The 18,215-nt window shown below is 61.2% G+C and carries 16 protein-coding genes; 4 read left to right on the top strand and 12 right to left on the bottom strand.

Annotated features, from left to right (window positions below; translation table 11 throughout):
- Positions 1–38: 38 nt before the first annotated feature.
- The gene (locus tag QYQ93_RS25215; protein ID WP_043048499.1) at positions 39–485 is read right to left on the bottom strand and encodes a DUF4879 domain-containing protein; all 447 of its coding nucleotides are present in this window, start codon (positions 483–485) and stop codon (positions 39–41) included.
- 188 nt (positions 486–673) lie between these two features.
- On the opposite strand from QYQ93_RS25215, the gene QYQ93_RS25220 reads away from it, so the two are divergent.
- Both QYQ93_RS25220 and trmA read left to right on the top strand, forming a co-directional pair.
- Complete coding sequence (locus QYQ93_RS25220) at positions 674–1,969, top strand: NCS2 family permease (protein ID WP_034117796.1); 1,296 nt, start codon at positions 674–676, stop codon at positions 1,967–1,969.
- Positions 1,966–3,045, top strand: a complete 1,080-nt coding sequence (trmA, locus tag QYQ93_RS25225; RefSeq protein WP_338475732.1) for a tRNA (uridine(54)-C5)-methyltransferase TrmA — start codon at positions 1,966–1,968, stop codon at positions 3,043–3,045. The genes QYQ93_RS25220 and trmA overlap by 4 nt, the downstream gene beginning before the upstream one ends.
- 122 nt (positions 3,046–3,167) lie before the next feature.
- On the opposite strand, the gene QYQ93_RS25230 is transcribed toward trmA, so the two are convergent.
- The 9 genes from QYQ93_RS25230 to QYQ93_RS25270 all read right to left on the bottom strand — a co-directional run bounded on the left by QYQ93_RS25230 (position 3,168) and on the right by QYQ93_RS25270 (position 13,850).
- Positions 3,168–3,632 carry a DUF2442 domain-containing protein gene (locus QYQ93_RS25230; RefSeq protein ID WP_043048477.1) on the bottom strand — a complete coding sequence of 155 codons (465 nt, stop codon included), beginning with the start codon at positions 3,630–3,632 and terminating at the stop codon, positions 3,168–3,170.
- On the bottom strand, positions 3,629–4,057 hold the full coding sequence (locus tag QYQ93_RS25235) for a DUF4160 domain-containing protein (RefSeq protein ID WP_043048479.1): 429 nt from the start codon (positions 4,055–4,057) through the stop codon (positions 3,629–3,631). The genes QYQ93_RS25230 and QYQ93_RS25235 overlap by 4 nt, the downstream gene beginning before the upstream one ends.
- A gap of 135 nt (positions 4,058–4,192) precedes the next feature.
- Entirely contained in the window at positions 4,193–5,521 is a 1,329-nt protein-coding gene (locus QYQ93_RS25240; protein ID WP_338475733.1) for a TolC family outer membrane protein, read from the bottom strand.
- On the bottom strand, positions 5,518–6,843 hold the full coding sequence (locus QYQ93_RS25245) for an HlyD family type I secretion periplasmic adaptor subunit (protein WP_338475734.1): 1,326 nt from the start codon (positions 6,841–6,843) through the stop codon (positions 5,518–5,520). The genes QYQ93_RS25240 and QYQ93_RS25245 overlap by 4 nt, the downstream gene beginning before the upstream one ends.
- Positions 6,840–8,588: a type I secretion system permease/ATPase gene (locus QYQ93_RS25250; protein WP_338475735.1), complete on the bottom strand. Its 1,749-nt coding sequence runs from the start codon at positions 8,586–8,588 to the stop codon at positions 6,840–6,842. The genes QYQ93_RS25245 and QYQ93_RS25250 overlap by 4 nt, the downstream gene beginning before the upstream one ends.
- Before the next feature lie 119 nt (positions 8,589–8,707).
- The gene (locus QYQ93_RS25255; protein WP_043048484.1) at positions 8,708–9,328 is read right to left on the bottom strand and encodes a heme acquisition protein HasA; all 621 of its coding nucleotides are present in this window, start codon (positions 9,326–9,328) and stop codon (positions 8,708–8,710) included.
- 81 nt (positions 9,329–9,409) lie between these two features.
- Entirely contained in the window at positions 9,410–12,067 is a 2,658-nt protein-coding gene (locus QYQ93_RS25260) for a TonB-dependent receptor (protein ID WP_338475737.1), read from the bottom strand.
- Between the two features lie 199 nt (positions 12,068–12,266).
- A complete protein-coding gene (locus QYQ93_RS25265; protein ID WP_338475738.1) occupies positions 12,267–13,265 on the bottom strand; it encodes a FecR family protein in 999 nt (332 codons plus the stop codon).
- Positions 13,266–13,328: 63 nt separating this feature from the next.
- Entirely contained in the window at positions 13,329–13,850 is a 522-nt protein-coding gene (locus QYQ93_RS25270; RefSeq protein WP_043048488.1) for an RNA polymerase sigma factor, read from the bottom strand.
- A gap of 207 nt (positions 13,851–14,057) precedes the next feature.
- On the opposite strand from QYQ93_RS25270, the gene aroQ reads away from it, so the two are divergent.
- Together aroQ and QYQ93_RS25280 are read left to right on the top strand one after the other, a co-directional pair.
- Positions 14,058–14,504: a type II 3-dehydroquinate dehydratase gene (gene aroQ, locus QYQ93_RS25275; RefSeq protein ID WP_043048490.1), complete on the top strand. Its 447-nt coding sequence runs from the start codon at positions 14,058–14,060 to the stop codon at positions 14,502–14,504.
- The gene (locus tag QYQ93_RS25280) at positions 14,504–15,352 is read left to right on the top strand and encodes a shikimate dehydrogenase (protein ID WP_338475740.1); all 849 of its coding nucleotides are present in this window, start codon (positions 14,504–14,506) and stop codon (positions 15,350–15,352) included. The genes aroQ and QYQ93_RS25280 overlap by 1 nt, the downstream gene beginning before the upstream one ends.
- Before the next feature lie 142 nt (positions 15,353–15,494).
- Here the strand turns inward: QYQ93_RS25280 and QYQ93_RS25285 are convergent, their stop codons facing one another.
- Together QYQ93_RS25285 and quiC are read right to left on the bottom strand one after the other, a co-directional pair.
- Positions 15,495–16,160 (bottom strand): TetR/AcrR family transcriptional regulator, encoded by a 666-nt coding sequence (locus QYQ93_RS25285; protein WP_043050684.1) that lies wholly within the window; start codon positions 16,158–16,160, stop codon positions 15,495–15,497.
- Between the two features lie 77 nt (positions 16,161–16,237).
- On the bottom strand, positions 16,238–18,139 hold the full coding sequence (gene quiC / locus QYQ93_RS25290) for a 3-dehydroshikimate dehydratase QuiC (protein WP_338475741.1): 1,902 nt from the start codon (positions 18,137–18,139) through the stop codon (positions 16,238–16,240).
- Positions 18,140–18,215: the final 76 nt, after the last annotated feature.

Genomic DNA, 18,215 nt, shown 5'->3' on the forward strand with positions numbered 1-18,215 from the left:
TACGACTTCCCGGGGTTTTGAGCGTTCAAGATGATTGATCAGCGGATATTGAGCTGGGCTTTCAAGGTGTTTTGCGGCGGGTTGATCGATGTGTTGGTGAACTCGAACCAGCCCTGGGCCTGGACATTCAGGTCGAATACATAAATGTAGCCCATCAACGTGCCTACGCCGTTGCACGCCTCACTGATGTTGCCGACCTGGCATACCGCCGTGCGTTGCCCGTTCAACTCTGCGCCGTTGAAGCGCCCCATCGGGCTGTTGCCCAGGCCGACTTCCATCACCGAGACCTTGGTGGGCCCGCGGTGCTCGCACATCTGGGTGGTGTTGACCCGTTCCGGGATCGCTTCGCTGCACTTGGCCGATTCCACCTTGAACACCCGCACCTCGCTCAAGGCCGGTGCAGCCGCGCCCCACACCGGTGCTGCACCCAGCCACAGGCTGATACTGGCGATCAGAGCTAGACTCCACGCGTTGGCTTTTTTCATGCTGGCAATGACCCGGTATTGAACGTCGGCGCAGTATGCCTCAAGGCCATGCGCCACACAGCCTCGGCTGCTGGTATGATGCGCCGCTTTTTCCGATCCTCTCTGAAACCACAGGCGCTTGGCGCAGTTTGTGCTTTGACTTAGAGGTCAACAAATAACGACGCAAGATAGCGTCACAGGGAGCCGGCATGCTGGAAAAGCTGTTTCAACTCAAAGCACACAACACCAATGTGCGCACCGAGATTCTCGCGGGTATTACCACGTTCCTGGCCATGGCCTACATCCTGTTCGTGAACCCGAGCATCCTCGGCGAGACCGGCATGGACAAGGGCGCGGTGTTTGTCGCCACCTGCCTGGCCGCCGCCATCGGCTCCACCGTGATGGGCCTGATCGCCAACTACCCGATTGCCCTCGCACCGGGCATGGGCCTCAACGCCTTCTTTACCTACACCGTGGTCCTGCACATGGGCCATACCTGGCAGGTAGCATTGGGTGCGGTATTCATTTCGGCGGTGCTGTTCTTCCTGCTGTCGATCTTCCGTATCCGCGAGTGGATCATCAACAGCATCCCCCTGCCCCTGCGTTCAGCAATTGCCGCCGGTATCGGCCTGTTCCTGGCGCTGATCGCCCTGCACAACGCCGGTATCGTAGTCGCCAACCCGGCCACCCTGGTGGGCCTGGGCGACCTGAAGCAACCCGCGCCGATCCTCGCCACCCTCGGTTTCGTGCTGATCGTCGCGCTGGAAGCCCTTGCGGTACGTGGCGCCGTGTTGATCGGCATCCTGGCGGTGACGATTGTCTCGATCCTGTTGGGCGTCACCCCCTTCGGCGGCGTGACTTCGATGCCACCGTCCCTGGCCCCGACCTTCCTGCAACTGGATATCAAGGGCGCCCTGGATATCGGCCTGGTCAGCGTGATCTTCGCCTTCCTATTCGTCGACCTGTTCGATAACTCCGGCACCCTGATCGGCGTCGCCAAGCGTGCCGGCCTGATGGGCAAGGACGGCCACATGCCGAAAATGGGCCGTGCGCTGATCGCCGACAGTACCGCCGCCATGGCCGGCTCCTTGCTGGGCACCTCGACCACCACCAGCTACATCGAATCCGCTGCGGGCGTGAGTGCTGGTGGTCGCACCGGCTTGACCGCCATCGTGGTTGCGATCCTGTTCCTGCTGGCGCTGTTCTTCTCACCTCTGGCGGCCAGCGTACCGGCCTTCGCCACCGCGCCAGCGCTGCTGTTCGTTGCAGTATTGATGACCTCTGGCCTGGCCGAAATCGACTGGGATGATATTACTGTTGCAGCGCCGGTGGTGATCACAGCCCTGGCGATGCCCTTCACTTACTCCATCGCCAACGGCATCGCCTTCGGTTTCATCGCCTGGACCGCCATCAAGCTGCTTTCGGGCCGCTACCGTGAGCTGAACCCGGCACTGGTGATCCTGTCGATTCTGTTTGTGATCAAGCTGGGCTGGTTCAACGCATGATTTTTGACGCCGCAACCTACACCGTTCAACTGCAAGACAAGGTCACGCGCCTGCGTGACCTGCTGGCACCCTTCGACGCACCGGAGCCTCAGGTTTTCGACTCGCCCCCGCAGAACTTCCGCCTGCGTGCGGAGTTCCGCCTGTGGCGCGAAGGCGGCGAGCGCCACTACGCGATGTTTTCCCAGGACGACAAGCGCACGCCGATCCTGATCGAAGCATTCCCTATCGCCAGCCAGCGTATCAACCAACTGATGCCGCAACTCAAGGCCGCCTGGCAAGCCAGCGCCGCCCTGAGCCACAAGCTGTTCCAGGTGGAGTTCCTTACCACCCTGGCCGGCGACGCGATGATCACCCTGTGCTACCACCGCCCGCTGGACGAACATTGGCACACCGCCGCGAACAAGCTGGCGGAGGAACTGAACGTGAGCATCATCGGCCGCTCCAAGGGCAAGCGCGATGTGATCGGCCAGGACTACGTGGTGGAGAAACTCGACGTCGGTGGCCGCACCTTCAGCTACCGCCAACCCGAAGGCGCCTTCACCCAGCCCAACGGCACGGTGAACCAGAAGATGCTCAACTGGGCCTATGAAGCCCTGGGCGATCGCCCGGACGATCTGCTGGAGCTGTATTGCGGCAACGGTAACTTCACCCTGCCGCTGGCCACCCGCGTGCGTAACGTGCTGGCCACCGAGATCAGCAAGACCTCGGTGAATGCGGCCTTGAGCAACCTCGATGAAAACAAGGTGGATAACGTCACCCTGGTGCGCCTCTCCGCCGAGGAGTTGACCGAAGCCCTGAACGAAGTGCGTCCGTTCCGCCGCCTGCACGGCATCGACCTGAAAAGCTACGAGTTTGGCAGCGTATTCGTCGACCCGCCCCGCGCCGGAATGGACCCGGACACCTGCGAACTGACCCGGCGTTTCGACAACATCCTGTACATTTCCTGCAACCCGGAGACGCTTGCGGCGAACATCGCGCAACTGCACGACACGCACCGGGTTACCCAATGTGCAATGTTCGACCAGTTCCCGTGGACGCACCATATGGAGTCGGGTGTGTTGCTGACCCGCCGATAATTGCTCAAGACACTGAGATCCAACTGTGGGAGGGGGCTTGCTCCCGATAGCAGGGTGTCAGCCGATATATACATCAGCTGACACACTGCTATCGGGAGCAAGCCCCCTCCCACATGGGTTATTCATGTGTCTGAAGTATCTGGAGTTTCCGGTGTTTGCTTGCGTGGCCGCCCGCCCTTCTTGCCATTAGCACGGGCGGCGGCGGATTTGGCCGCGCTGCTTTTGCGACCATTGCGCGATGCCACCAGGCTGGTTGCCAGGTCCATCAGCGGTTGGCTTGTGGCGATCAGGCCGGTGATCGAAACGTCCAGGTCCTGAGCCTCACAGCTGATCGCCTTGCCACCGAAAGTTACTTCCAACTGCTGGAAGTCTTTCTCTGAAAAGCCTTCGAACTCCGGCAGGCCAGCCACCGGCAACATGATGCGGCTGCCGTCGCTGAAGCCAATGGAGAGACAGTCGTTTTCATAACCTACGTTGCTGGCGTTGGCGTACAGGCGTTTCAACCTGCGCCCTCGGGCGATTGCCTTGTCAACGTCAGCTTCAGTGAGAGGTACATAAGGTTTGACCTTAGCTTTTACGATCTTCATAAGTTAATCCCCACGCAATCTGGCGCTCTTACCAGATTCAAAATAGTCCGTTGCTCGACAACGTCGTGCCGTGCGCTTGCGATGACGTAGACACCCGGTCGAATGACCAACCCTGGAACCAATTCACCTGCGTCCCAATTCCAGGAATGATTCTCCAGGCAAACCGTTTGCAGGTTTTCCCACCAGATCCTGCGTGCCCGCGCCAGGTAGTGCCGCTGCATGATCGCCCCGCGTATCTCATTCAGAACCGCCATGGGTGGCCGCCTCCGTTCAGGCTCCACGTCCCACAACTCAACATCCCCATCCAAAAAACTGAAACGAAACCGCGCATCCCACTCCTTGCCCCTGACATGTACATGGGGTGGGCAATGCTCATCCCTGACAAACACCGAAATCACGTAGCCTTTGTAAGCACCTACTCTCATCGTAACCCATCCGTTAGGTTATTTTCCGCCAGGTAACAATTTCCCTCCGCCACCCGACAACCGGCTCCCTATTCCCGAAGCTGTTTCACAGATTAGTAACCACAAAAAACCCGGCGAATGCCGGGTTGTAACCACTCATGCCGACGGCTGGAAATACCCGGCCAGTGCCCGCAAGTCCTGCTCGCTCAGCAACCCCGCGTAATACTTCAGTTGAATGCGCGCCAGCAGGTAGGCATGCCGCGCATTGGCCAGGTCGCGGCGGGCGGTGAAGAGTTGTTGTTCGGCATCAAGCACATCGAGGTTGACCCGTTCGCCGCCGCTGACGCTTTTCTTCGTGGCGGTCACCAGCGCTGTGGCGGAACTCACCGCCATTTCATAGGCCCGCACCTTCGCCGCGCCGCTGGTGTTGAGGTTGAATTGCTTGCGCAACTCCACCAACGTGGCAGCGGTTTGCGCGTCGAGCTCGTACTGGGCCTGGGACAGTTGGTTAGCCGCCTGGCGCGTGGAGGCCGACACCGAGCCGCCGGCAAACAGCGGCAGGCTGACCTGGATGCCGACGCTGTTAGTGTCGTACTTCTGGTTGTAGCTGCTTTCTGAATCGGAGCTGGTCTGGCGACTGCTGGCGTACAGGCTGACCTTAGGCAAGTGCCCGGCGCGCTTGCGTTCCACTTCATAAGAAGCCACGTCCAGCGCGTGGTGTTGGGACTTGAGTTCAGGGTTGTTGGCCATGGCCAGCTCACGCCAGGTTTCGAAACGATTCGGTTCCAGCGGCGTAATATCGAATCGGCGTGCCAGGGGCGCCAGCGCTTCAATCTGCAGCGGCTGGCCGACAATGGCCTCCAGCTCACGCAGGGCGCTGTCCTGGGCATCCAGGGACTCGATTTCCTCGGCCTGGGCCAGGCTCAGTCGCGCCTGGGTTTCGAGCACATCGGTACGCGTGCCTTCACCGCCTTTGAGCAGGCGATCATTGAGTTGCAGCCGTTCGGCATAGGCGCGTTTCTGCGCTCGGCTCAACTCGATGCGCTCCTGGGCCAGCAACGCCTGGCTGTAGGCGCCCAGCACCCGCACCGCCAGTTCCTGGCTCTTGGCGCGAAAGCGCTCGTCGGCCATCAGCGCCTGGGCCGTGCCCTGGCGAAAGCGCGCATAAGCTTCGTAATCCAGCAGCGGTTGCTGCAAGGTCAAGGTCGAAGCGTAGCTGCGGTAATCACGGTCGCTGGTGACATTGCCGAGCGCGGTGCTCTGGGTGACTTCGGACCCATTGCGCGAATTGTTGTAACTCCACGACAGGTTGGGCAGCAGTGCCGCCCGCCCGATCACACGATTTTCTTCACCGGCTTCACGCTCCTGGATGGCCGCCTGAAAGGTCGGGTCGTTGCGCAACGCCAAATCATAAACATCCAGCAAACCCAGGGCATGGGCCGCTGGCATGCAACTTAAACAGAGGGTGAACCACAACGCCTTCATTCTTCCACCAGGGCCATATGGGTGCGATCCAGCAACGGTTTGAACAAGTAGTTGAGCATCGAGCGCTCGCCGGTCTTGACGAAGGTTTCCACCGGCATGCCCGGGCGGATCTGCACGCCGTCCAGTTGCTGCATACCGGCTGCACTGACCTGGGCCCGCAACGTGTAGTAGGGCTCACCAGTGCGTTCATCCACCTGACGGTCAGCGGACACCAGCGTGACCTCACCCGCCACCCGTGGCGTGGTGGACTGGTTGAACGCCGAGAACAGCAATTCCACCGGCAAGCCTGGGTGCACCTTGTCGATCATCTGCACCGGTACCCGAGCTTCCACCAGCAGCGGCTCGCCCTGGGGCACGATATCCATCAGGGCCTGGCCGGGCTTGATCACGCCGCCCTCGGTGTACACCTCCAACCCCACTACCACGCCGGATGCCGGTGCGCGTACCAGGCTGTTGGCCAGTTCAAACTCAGCCGAGGCCAGGCGATTGCGCAGGTCGTCGCTGCGGGTGCGGGTCTCGGCCAACTGGCCGCGCAGGTCTTTCTGGAAATCTTCACCGAGCTGGCGGATGCGCAGACGCAACTCCAGCACCTGGCGTTGCAACTGGCCGATGCGTCCAACATCCTCGGCGATGGCACCATCGATTTGCGCGTACAGCCGCTCGCTGTCCAGCAGACGATTGCGTGGGATGTAACCGTCGCGGGCCAACTCACGCAGGCCCTGCAGCTGCTCATTCAACGTCGCACGCTGCTGTACTTTGCTCGCCTGGGAGTCCCGCGTACCTCGCATTTGCGCCTCAAAGCCGGCGATGGTTTCGCGCAGGCCCGCCTGTTCGGTGGCCAGCGCCTGGGCACGGCTTTCGAACAGCCGGCGTTGCAGGCTCAGGGTGGAGGCGGCTTCAGGATCGGCCAGCAGCTCAGGTGCAAACTCGATGGCCGGCAAACCTTCGCTTTCTGCACTCAAGCGCGCTTCGCTGGCCAGGGACGCCAGGTATTGGCTGCGCAGTGACTGCATCTGCCCGCGCAACGGGGTTTCCTTTAAACGCAGCAACACTTGGCCGGCGCTGACTGGGTCACCTTCGCGTACTTCGATACGCTCGACAATCCCGCCCGCCGGGTGCTGCACCGTCTTGCGATGGCCCGAGACCATGACTTTGCCCGGCACGGCCACGCCCTTGTCCAACGGTGCCAATGCCGCCCAGCCGAGAAACCCGGCAAAGCCCCCGAGCACGAGCCACCAGCCCAGGCGCGAGTATTTTTTGTCATCCAGCGCCAGCACGTTGTGTGGTTGGTCACTGATTAATGTGGGTTTAGTCTGGCTCATGCGTGTTTTCCTTCACCGAGCCGGTAGCTCATGCTCATGGTCGATACCGGCTTGCTCGCCAAAGGTTTCTGCCGCGCTTCCAATACCCGCGCCGTCGGGCCGAAGGCCTGCATCTGGCCGTCCTTGAGGATCAGCAACTGGTCGGTCAGGCTCAGCACGTTGGGCTTGTGGGTAATCAGCACCAGGGTGCGGCGCTGTTGCTTGAGCTGGGCGATGGCTTGCAGCAGCGCCTGCTCGCCCACTTCGTCGAGATTGGCGTTGGGTTCATCCAGCACAATCAACGCCGGCAGGCCGTACAGCGCACGCGCCAAGGCGACGCGTTGTTTTTGCCCACCGGACAAACCCGCTCCGCCTTCGCCCAGCAGGGTGTCGTAGCCTTGGGGCAGTTGCAGGATCAGCTCATGCACGCCAGCCATTTGTGCCGCAGCGAGGACTTTGTCGGCTTCCACCGTTTCAAAGCGCGCGATGTTCTGCGCGATGCTGCCGGCGAACAACTGGATGTCCTGGGGCAAGTAACCGATATGCGGACCCAGTTGCTGCTTATCCCAGAGAGCCAGGTCGGCGCCATCGAGGCGCACCTTGCCGGCCAGGGGTGCCCAGGCCCCCACCAGCACTCGGGCCAGTGTCGACTTGCCGCAGCCCGACGGCCCGATAACACCGAGTACGTCACCCGCGGGCAGGCTGAAACCCAGGTTGGCCAGCGCCGGCCGGCGACTGCCAGGGGCACAGGCGCTGATCTGCTCCACGCTCACCTGGCCCTTGGGTACGGGCAGGGCCATGCGTACCGGGCGCGCCGGGTTATCCTGGAGCATCAGTGACAAACGCTCATAGGCCAGACGCGCCGAACTCCACTGCTTCCACACGCCGATCAACTGGTCGATGGGGCTGAGCACCCGGCCCATCAGGATCGACCCGGCAATCATCATTCCCGGGGTAATGTCGCCATTGACTGCCAACCAGGCGCCCAAACCCAGCACCAGGGATTGCAGGGCCAGGCGCACGCCCTTGGACCAGGCAGTAATCACGGCGGTCTTTTCACTGGCCAGGTTCTGCTGCACCAGAAATGCCTGGTGTTGGTTGAACCAGCGCCCGCGCAGTGTGGCGAGCATGCCCATGGCTTCGATGGTGTCGGCATTGCGCAGGTTGGCCGTGGCCTGCTGGCTGGCGCTGATCGACAGTTGGCTGGCCAGGGCCATTGGCGCCTGGCTGACATGATGGTTGGCCCACGCCAGCGCGATCAACAGCAGCGCACCGCCCAGCGCCAGCAGGCCCAGCCAGGGGTGGAAAAGGAAGATCACCAACAGGTACACCGGAAACCATGGCGCATCGAAAAAGGCGAACAACGCCTGGCCGGTGGCGAACTGGCGCAAGATGGTCAGGTCGTGCAGGGCCTGGCCCGCCGCCTGGGTGCCGCCCTTGAGCTGCGCTTCATAGGCGGCGTCGAATACGCGCTGGTTCAAGCGCATGTCCATCTGCGTGCCGAGGCGAATCACCACCTGGCTGCGCACCCACTCCAGCGCCCCCATCAAGCCGAACAGGCCGAGGATCATCAGCGTCAGCATCAGCAGGGTCATCTGGTTGCCCGAGGCCAATACCCGGTCATACACCTGCAACATGTACAGCGCCGGGGCCAGCATCAGCAGGTTGATCACCGCCGAGAACAGGCCGATGTTGAAGAAGGCACTTTTATAGGCCGTCAGTGCAGCCAGCATCTCATTCGCGCGCTTGGCACCGGGCCGAGTCATGGTGGTTGTTCCATTAAAGAGTCGAGCAAGGGCCCGCCCCGGAGCGTTGACAGCACCTGCGGCGTGCCCACTGGATTCGCAAGGCCGATGAAGGCGTGAGCCTCCATCGGCTTTTTGCATCAGGCGGCCATGGCGAAGTCTTGAGGCGCGTCCTGAATGCCGACCAGGCCCACATCGGCTGCGGCGAATGCAGCCGAGTCCTGATGCGCCACACCGGCCGCGGCCAGTTGATCGAAGGTGGAATTGACCGACAGGCTTGGGTCGATGCCCTTGAGCAAGGTATCGATGGCCGAAGCCAACGCCGAACTGTCACCGCTCATCAGGCCGTACACGATTTTGTGCACCTGGCCGTCACGGCCTTCGGACTGCAGGCTCGACAGGCCCAGGTTAGTGAAGCTGACTTCCTGGTTGGCGATGCTGTAGCCACCGCTGCTTGCGCCACCGGCCAGGGTGTCGCCCAGGGTCAGAGCGTCGAGCGAACCCCACAGCGTGTGGGTCGGCGGATTGAACAGGGTGTAATGCAGGCTGCCTTCGGCGACCACGGCGGCATCACTGACGCTGCTCGAAACGCCGTATTGAGTGCCGTCGAACGGCCCAGGATTGAAACCACCGGTGTTCACACCCTCTTTGACCGAACCTTCACGGTGGTTGAGGTCACCGAAGTAGGCCGACCAATCGCTCAGGTACTGGGCGACGGTGCTAGCGGCGTAGGTCGTGCTGTATGAAATAGAAATGCTCATGCAAAACTCCAAGTCATGGGGTGGTCACTCCGCAGCAAGCCGGTGCCTGCTGTGGTTTTGCCCGTCACTGGGCAAAAGCGGTCAGAACTGATATTCAACGGTGCCCTGCAAGGTGCGTCCACGTCCCAGGGTGAAGGCCAGTACATCGCCCAGCGGCACCAGGTAGGCGCGGTCGGTGACGTTTTCCATGGCCAGGCGCAGGGTTAACTGATCGGTGGCGCGGTAGCTGCCGTACAGGTCGTAGACGGTGTAGGGCTTCCAATCGGCGGGGTAGACGCCGGTTTGCGAAGTGGTCACTCCGGCGCCGCCCTTGACGTAATAACCGGCGCTGTAGCGGGCCCGCACCCCCACATCCAACCTGCGCTCGAAGAACCGTGCGCCCAGTGTCGCGGTGCCGCGGTCCATGGGCATGTGTTCGGATGAGCCCAGGATCGCGCTGCAGCCCACGCCGGCATTGGCCGCATCGTCCGGCACCATCGCATCCACCGGCGCACGGTTGCCAGGGCGCTTCTGGGTCTTGGTCACGCCGCCGAGCCAGGCGGTCTTGCTGCAGAATTTGTTGCTGCCGAGCATGCGCGTGTAGTTGAACTGGCCGTAGGCAAACCCGGCGTCGTAATCGAGCTGGTATTCAAGACCACGAAAACGTGTGGTCTCCAGGTTGTTCACATACGCTGCACTGCCGATATTGACGTTGCCATAACCGGGCGGCTGTACGCCCAAGGCCATATAGGAAAAGTCATCGACCCGGGTGTTGAAGTAGGACACCTTCATGCCTACGCGATCCTCGGCGAACAGCAGGTCTTGCTTGAGCACATTGAAGCCGACCTCCCACGCGGTGGATCGCTCCGGCTTGAGGTAGGGATTGGGCAGAATCGACTCCGAACCACCGCCATGGGGCCGGCCGCTGACCATGGTTTCGGTCACCGCCGGCGGGCGCCAGCCCTTGCCGTAGGTGGCGAACAGTTGCAGCCAATCCACACCTGGCTTGATCGACAGGCCAAAGGTCGGCGAAAAACGGCCCTCCTCGCGATCCACGTCGTAGTTCACCGGCACGCCGATCTGACGGGTAGTGCCAATGATAAACGTGCGGGTGTTCAAGCCGGTTTCGCCGCGCAGCCGGTAGCGGTCATAACGCAAGCCGGCGTTGAGGTTCAGCCAACCGTCGTAGTCGAAATCCAGGCGCCCGAACACACTGCCCATCGCACGGTCGCCCTTGGGTGTGATGCTCTCGGCCGCTGAGGCCTTGACCGCAGAGCCAGCTTCCACCGCCTGGTTGGAGTCCGGGCGCACTTTGTCGTAGAAAAATTCCAGCCCATAGTTGGCCTTGAGTGCGGCCAGCTCCGTCAGGGCAAAGGTCGAGATGTTCTGCGCCTGCAAGCCATAGGTATTGGTTTGATAGGTGACGTCATAAGCCTTGTTGATCCCCCGGGCCAGGGTGGATTGCTCATTGCGGGTGTCCACGTAGTAGAGCTTGGCCTTGAAGTCGATCAGCGGGTTGTCCGGCGCATAGCTGTAATCCAGCGCAACGTTCTGCGCCCTGACGTCGCTGCTGCCGAGCTTTTCCCATAACTGCGCCTTTTCGGCGGTCATCATGTTGACGTCGTCGTAGTCGACGTCGGTGGCCAGGTAACTCAGTTGCAAACGCTGGTCAGCCGGCAGGTTGAGCCCCAGCTTGAGCAGGCGCGAGCGCATCACCGAACCTGAATAGGCAACGGTGGTGTGCTTGATACGCTCCTCACTGGCCGGCATGAACGCCGCGCCGGTACGCAACTCGCCAATGCTGCCCTTGGTGCCAGGGTTGTAATCGCCCAGGTGCCGTTCACTGGCGGCCACCAGCATGTCCCATACGTCGGTGCCCACGGCAAACGCCGAGCTGCCGATGAAATGCGTGCCGTTGCTGCGCCCGCCCAGCCCTGAGGTAAGGCGAATGCGCCCGCCGATTTCCTTGCCGCCCTTGAGCAGGTCAGCGGCCTCCACCGTACGAAAGTTGGCCACCCCGCCAATCACGCCCGCACCGCCCTGGGTGGAGGTCGCGCCCTTTTCGATCACGACTTCGGACAACAACTCAGAGTCCACATACAACGTGCCGTTGCGTTGCTGGTGACCGCTCTGCTGGTAATTCTGGCGCATGCCATCGACTGACATATTGACCCGGCCATAGTCCTGGATACCGCGGATGTTCACGGACAGCCCTGGGTCTTGCTGGCTGACGGCGGAGTAGACCCCAGGCGCCTCTTCAAGCATCTCGGCGGCATGCCGGGGCGGGTTGCGATCGAGCTGTTCGCGCCCGACCACGCTCACCGGGCGCGGGGTTGAATACACCCAGTCCTGTTGGTGCAAGCCGGTGACTGTTGTGGTCGCCAAGGCCAGGGCACCGGCCTGCTGCTCGACTCGGCTCAAGGTCACCTGGCGCTCACCGGTAAAGCGGTATTCAACCGGTGCGGCACCCAGCAGGCGGGCAAGCCCTTCCTGCACGCCAAAGCTGCCCTTGAGCGTGGTACTGCTCAGACCTTGCAGGCGTTGGCTGTCGAACAGCACTTGCAGGCCGGCCTGGTCAGCGAAAGCCAGCACCGCACTGCCGAGCGATTGCGCAGGGATATCGAACCTCAGCACCGCGGATTGGGCGGTACCGGCCGCAGGTTCCACGGCATGGACCGGCGCGGCGACGGCCAACAACCCCAGGTGAATGGCCAGGGCCAACCAACTGCCGGTGATACGCCCCTTGGTGAGTGCTGACATGTGTGGTGATCCCTGCGCTAAGCGTTTTTTGTTTATGCGAATGCTTCTCACCTAGCAAGACGTGCGAGGCGCGGGAAGTCAGTAATATTTTTTTGCAGGAGCGAGCCTGTTCGCGAAGAACGTCAACGAAAACGCGTTGCCCTTGGGTTTTCGCGAGCAAGCTCGCTCCTACAAGGGCAGCGGTTTTAAAGGGGAAAATTCAGTAGATCAAGCTGAGGCCGGCCAGGTCCAAGCGTTGCACTTGGAGCTCCTGGGTCAGGGTGCCGAGGGCGGTTTCCAGCATGTCGAGGCGGAATACGCCGCTGACTTCACGCTCGCCCAGCGCCGGGTTGGTCAACACCACATGCCCGGGTCGGTAACGGTTGAGTTGCTCGATAACCTTGGCCAACGGCTGCCGGTCGAAGATCAACATACCGCGCCGCCAACTGGTGGCGCGATCAACATCAAACTGGTCGAGGCTGACCACACCGTCCTGGGGGCTGTAGCGCGCAGCCTGGCCTTGCTCGACGATGCGCTCGGTCGCGCCATTTTTCGGTGAAGCCTGCACAGACACCTCGACGCTGTGCTGCAACACGCCGACCCAGGCTTGACTGTCACCCTCGCGCTCGACCACAAACCGCGTACCCAATGCCCGGGTCTGGCCCGCGGCGCTGTGCACCACGAAGGGCCGGGCCTCTTCGCCCACCATTGGCGCCACGTCAAACACCGCTGAGCCCTGGAGCAGGCTGATGCCCCGCTGTACCCCATCGTAATCCAGGCGAATAGCACTGCCGGAATCGAGCTCCACCGTACTGCCGTCGGCCAGGTGCACCGTGCGCACTTCACCTTTGCCCGTGACGTAGTCGGCCTGCATGTGCAGCAACATATCCGGGCCGCGCATCCAGCCGACACCCACTACCACTACGACCAGCGCTGCGACAGCCACACGCTGCCACGGCCTTCGGCGTGTGGAACGGCGTACCGGCGAAGCCGCTGTCGGCGGTCGCTGACGATATACGGATTCGTCCTTATGCACTTCGCCCAGCGCCGCCCAAGTCTGCTCGGCAAAGCGCAAGGCCGCTTCGTGGCGACTGTCGCGGGCGATCCACTGGCGCAACTCGGCTTGTTCCTGTTCGCTCAAGGCACCGGCGTGCAGGCGCACCGCCCATTCGGCCGCCTCCTCGGTAATGCTGTGCTGTTGCGGACCTTGGCTATTCACGTGTGAATCTCGAATTCTCGTTATATAGACGCTGTGACGTCTGGCCTGGCGGTTTTCGGTAATTCATTCGTCGGATGGCTTCACCTCGCCTTCCTGCAAGCGCTGCATCACATACGCCAGGGCCTTGGCCAGGTGCTTTTGCACGGAACTGTCGCTGATGTCCAGGTGCTGGGCGACCTGGGCGTGGGTCATGCCTTCGATACGGTTCAAGCGGAAAATCTGCTGGGTGCGCTCCGGCAACTCCGCCAGTGCCTGCTTCAATGCCTGTCGCTGTTGCTGCGCCATTGCCTGAGCCTCCAACCCGGCCACGTCATCTTCAATCTCGGCCAACGCCTCGTGGGGCACGGTGTCAGTCTTTTGCCGTGCTTCCTGGCGAATATGGTCGATCAGCAGATTGCTCGCCGTTCGATAGAGATAGCCCTGGGAGTTATCGATGCGCTCGCCGGCCGGCTTTTGCGCCAGGCGCAGGAAGCTCTCCTGCACCAGGTCGGCAGCCAATTGCGGGTCCCGTACCTTGCGGGCCAGATACCCGCGCAGAGTATCGGCGTGCTTGAGAAACAGGCCCTTGAGATCCACGTCCGACAAACCGACTCCCTGGAATGTTAAGGAAACAGGCGGGCATCTTAAGCGTTATCGAGAATGATTTTCAATTGATATCTAATCTGATTGCGTTGGCCTATGGCGTTGATTAACGGTTCGATAATCGAACGGATCCGCTGCCAACAATTGACCAAATTAACCATCCAGTACATTTTGTCTCCACAACCAATAAGAAACTGTGGAGAACCCTCTATGCCGCCCATCGTGCTGGTGCTCAACGGCCCCAACCTCAACCTGCTCGGCACCCGCGAGCCCGCCACCTATGGCCACGAAACCCTGGCCGACATCGCTGCCCTGTGTGGTCGCAGCGCAGACAAGCTCGGGCTGAAAATCGAGTTTCGCCAGACCAACCATGAGGGCGAACTGCTCGACTGGATCCACGGCGCCCGCGCCCGTTGCGCCGGTATCGTAATCAACCCGGCAGCCTGGACCCACACCTCGGTCGCGATCCGCGATGCACTGGTGGCCAGTGAAGTGCCAGTGATCGAAGTGCATTTATCCAACGTGCATGCCCGCGAGGCGTTTCGTCATCACTCGTTTGTATCCCCTATCGCCCAGGCAGTGCTGGCCGGGTTCGGCAGCCACGGCTACCACCTGGCGCTGGAGCACTTCAGCCATACACTGAAGGGACGCGCTTGATGAAACCACGCATTCTCGCTGGCCTGATCGGCGCCGGTATCCAGGCCTCCCGCACCCCGGCGCTGCATGAAGAGGAAGGCGACGCCCAGGGCTTGCGCTATCTGTATCGCCTGATCGACCTTGAGCCACTGCACCTGGACCTCAATGCCCTGCCCGACCTGCTGCGAGCCGCCGAGTTGATGCACTTCAACGGGCTGAACATTACCTACCCGTGCAAGCAGGCGATCCTGCCGTTGCTCGATGACTTGTCCGACGAGGCCAGAGGCATTGGCGCAGTCAACACGGTGGTGTTCCAGGACGGTAAACGGATCGGCCATAACACCGATTGCCTGGGGTTCGCTGAAGGTTTCCGGCGTAACTTGCATGACGTGACGCGTCAACACGTCGTGCAGATGGGCGCAGGTGGCGCGGGCGCGGCGGTTGCCCATGCGCTACTGGCTGAGGGTGTAGAGCAACTGAGTATTTTCGATGTCGACGACACTCGTGCCCAGGAGCTTGTAGTTAACCTCACCCAGCGTTTCGGCGCCGGTCGCGCCCAAGTCGGCCACCATCTGGAAAACGCCATGGCCGAAGCCGACGGGTTGGTGAACACCACGCCAATGGGCATGACCAAGCTGCCCGGGACACCGGTGCCAGCTGCGTTGTTGCGCACAGAACTGTGGGTGGCTGAGATCGTATATTTCCCACTGGAAACCCAGCTGCTGCGCGATGCCCGCGCCTTGGGCTGCCGTACCCTGGATGGCGGCAATATGGCGGTGTTTCAGGCGGTGAAGGCGTTTGAGTTATTCAGCGGCCAAGTGCCGGACGCCGATCGAATGCTGGCGCACTTCCAGAGCATGAATGGCTGACTGCCGAAACAGAGTTCAAATGTGGGAGGGGGCTTGCTCCCGATTGCGGTGTATCAGTCAGCACATGCTCGGCTGACAGACCGCAATCGGGAGCAAGCCCCCTCCCACATGGATTGCATGCTTACCTGATAGAGGCGTGTTCTCAGGCCTGCAGGTAGCGCAACACCGACTCGCAAATCATCTCCCGATGCCGCTGCTTGATCGCCTCATCCGACAGTTCGATCTGGAAAATTTCACTGAACGTATGCCGGTTGGATACCCGGTAGAAGCTGAACGAGTTGATCAGCAGGTGCACGTCCAACGGCTCCAGTCCTTCGCGAAACAACCCTAATTCGGCGCCACGGCGCAAGGTCTCACCCAGCCCCTCAAGGATCTTGCTGTTCATCGCCTTGATGGTGTCGGTGCGTTTGACGTACTCGGCGTTGTGAATGTTTTCGATGCTGACGATGCGCACGAAATCCACGTTCTGGTCGTGGTGATCAAACGTGAACTCCACCAGCCGACGAATCGCCTCACGCGGTTCCAGGGCGGTGAGGTTCATGCGGGTCTCGGTGTTGCGAATATCGCCGTAGAGCTTCTCCAGCACCTCGACGTACAACTGCTCCTTGCTGCCGAAGTAGTAATAGATCATGCGCTTGGAGGTGTGGATGCGCTCGGCGATGGCATCCACGCGGGCACCGGCCAGGCCCTGCTGAACAAACTCGACAATGGCTTCCTGGAGAATATTCTCGCGGGTCTTTTCCGGGTTGTTCTTACGACTCTTACGCGGTGCGTCTGACACCGCGCGGAGAACGGGACTTGAGGTCATGGGGCGCTCACAGCCATTATTGTGCAGGCCCTGATTATGGGCCGCGGCGCTCGCCGAAGGAAGCACCCGGCCAGCTGTTATAAACGCGCCTGGCGCACTGCGCCGCTACGTGACTTGGCCATCGCCGCCAAACGCACGGCCACGTTGGCTGCGCCATAGCCAGCATAGCCGTTCCTGCGCTGGATGATCTCGAAGAAAAACCGCCCCTCGAACGGTTCGGTGTACACGTGAAACAACTCACCGCCCTGGGCGTCACGGTCGTACAACACGTTGTAGTACGCCAACTCGCTGAGGAACTCATCGTCAAAATCGAAGCGTGCCGCCAAATCGTCGTAGTAATTGAGCGGAATATCCAGCAACGGCACCCCGGCCTCCTTGGCCCGGCGCACCTCGGCGAAGATATCCGCGCAATCGAAGGCAATGTGATGCACCCCCGAACCACGATAGCTGGAAAGTGCGTGGGAAATCGCGGTGTTGCGGTTTTCGGAGATATTCAACGGCAGGCGGATCGAGCTGCAACGGCTGCGCAACGCACGGCTTTTCACCAGGCCGTATGGGTCAGGCAACACCACTTCGTCATCGGCTTCGAAATCCAGCAAGCTCTTGTAGAACAGCACCCAACTGTCGAGGCTGTCGGCCGGCAAGGCCATGGCCATATGGTCGATGCGCAGCAAACCACCACTGGTGGCAGAAGCCGGTTGCAGATTGAAGTCAGTGTCGTACAGCCCGCTTTCACTGGGGTCGACCAGGTAAATCAGGCTGCCATCGGGCGCACGCACGGCGGCCAGTTCCAGCTCGTTTGGCCCGACCAGGCCGCGATACGGCTGGCCCTTGTAGGCCACCGCCCGCTCCAGGGCCTTGGCGCTGTCCTTGACCCGAATCGCCGTGGCGCACAGGGACGGGCCATGGGCCTCGAAAAAGTTGTGGGCAAAGGAATAAGGCTCGCAGTTGAGGATCAGGTTGATATCACCCTGGCGTAACAGACTCACATTCTTAGAGCGGTGCTGGCCGGCCTTGGTGAAACCCAGTCGCTCCAGCCAATGGGTGAGCTTGGCGCCGAGGCTTTCATCCACGGCAAATTCCAGGAATTCGACGCCGTCGTATTCACTGGCCGCCGGGGTTTCGAACAGGATGTCGATGGGCTGGCGGGGCTGCTCCTCGGCCAGGCGCTGACGGGTTTTCTCTTCCAGGTACAGCAGCGAACGCAAGCCATCTGCCGCATTCGCTCGGGTCGGCGCGGCGCGAAAGCCGTCGTTGAAAATCTCCAGGGACAATGGCCCGGTGTAGCCGCTCTGGATAATCGGTGCCAGAAAACCGGCCAGGTCAAATTCGCCCTGGCCAGGAAAGCAACGAAAATGCCGGCTCCATTCCAGCACATCCATGGCCAGGATCGGCGCGTCCGCCATTTGCACAAAGAAGATCTTGTCGCCCGGGACCTGGGCGATGCCGCTCGGGTCGCCCTTGAGCGACAGGGTGTGAAAACTATCGAGCAACACACCAAGGCTTGGGTGGTCGACCTGGCGCACCAGGTTCCACACCTGCTGCCAGGTGTTCACATGCTTGCCCCAGGCCAACGCTTCATAACCGATGCGCAGGCCACGCTTGCCGGCATGTTCGGCCAGCAGGCCCAGGTCATCGAGTAAAATATTTTCATCGCCCACACACTCGGCCGAAGCATTACTGCACACCAGTATCAGGTCGGTACCCAGTTCCTGCATCAGGTCGAACTTGCGCTCGGCGCGCTCCAGGTTGCGCGCCAGGCGGTCGCGACGGCAGCCTTCAAAGTCGCGGAACGGCTGGAACAGGGTGATGGCGATGCCGAGGTCGGCACATATCTGCCTAACTTCGCGGGGGCTGCCGTCGTAATACAACAAATCGTTCTCAAAGATCTCCACCCCATCAAACCCGGCGGCAGCAATGGCTTCGAGCTTTTCCGGCAAGGTGCCGCTCAAGGAAACAGTGGCGATGGAACGTTGCATGGATGACTCCCGGCAGTTGTTATTTGTGGCAAATTATTCGCCCCCAGCCTACACCCAGCAATTAAAATGTACGAAC

The sequence above is a fragment of the Pseudomonas khavaziana genome, assembly GCF_036704165.1.
Lineage (GTDB): Bacteria > Pseudomonadota > Gammaproteobacteria > Pseudomonadales > Pseudomonadaceae > Aquipseudomonas > Aquipseudomonas khavaziana.

Coding starts and splice junctions, on each gene's coding strand:
- QYQ93_RS25250 (WP_338475735.1), bottom strand. CDS start 8,588: ATGACTCGGCCCGGTGCCAAGCGCGCGAATGAGATGCTGGCTGCACTG.
- QYQ93_RS25280 (WP_338475740.1), top strand. CDS start 14,504: ATGAAACCACGCATTCTCGCTGGCCTGATCGGCGCCGGTATCCAGGCC.
- trmA (WP_338475732.1), top strand. CDS start 1,966: ATGATTTTTGACGCCGCAACCTACACCGTTCAACTGCAAGACAAGGTC.
- QYQ93_RS25230 (WP_043048477.1), bottom strand. CDS start 3,632: ATGAAGATCGTAAAAGCTAAGGTCAAACCTTATGTACCTCTCACTGAA.
- QYQ93_RS25235 (WP_043048479.1), bottom strand. CDS start 4,057: ATGAGAGTAGGTGCTTACAAAGGCTACGTGATTTCGGTGTTTGTCAGG.
- QYQ93_RS25240 (WP_338475733.1), bottom strand. CDS start 5,521: ATGAAGGCGTTGTGGTTCACCCTCTGTTTAAGTTGCATGCCAGCGGCC.
- QYQ93_RS25285 (WP_043050684.1), bottom strand. CDS start 16,160: ATGACCTCAAGTCCCGTTCTCCGCGCGGTGTCAGACGCACCGCGTAAG.
- QYQ93_RS25215 (WP_043048499.1), bottom strand. CDS start 485: ATGAAAAAAGCCAACGCGTGGAGTCTAGCTCTGATCGCCAGTATCAGC.
- QYQ93_RS25220 (WP_034117796.1), top strand. CDS start 674: ATGCTGGAAAAGCTGTTTCAACTCAAAGCACACAACACCAATGTGCGC.
- aroQ (WP_043048490.1), top strand. CDS start 14,058: ATGCCGCCCATCGTGCTGGTGCTCAACGGCCCCAACCTCAACCTGCTC.
- QYQ93_RS25255 (WP_043048484.1), bottom strand. CDS start 9,328: ATGAGCATTTCTATTTCATACAGCACGACCTACGCCGCTAGCACCGTC.
- QYQ93_RS25260 (WP_338475737.1), bottom strand. CDS start 12,067: ATGTCAGCACTCACCAAGGGGCGTATCACCGGCAGTTGGTTGGCCCTG.
- quiC (WP_338475741.1), bottom strand. CDS start 18,139: ATGCAACGTTCCATCGCCACTGTTTCCTTGAGCGGCACCTTGCCGGAA.
- QYQ93_RS25245 (WP_338475734.1), bottom strand. CDS start 6,843: ATGAGCCAGACTAAACCCACATTAATCAGTGACCAACCACACAACGTG.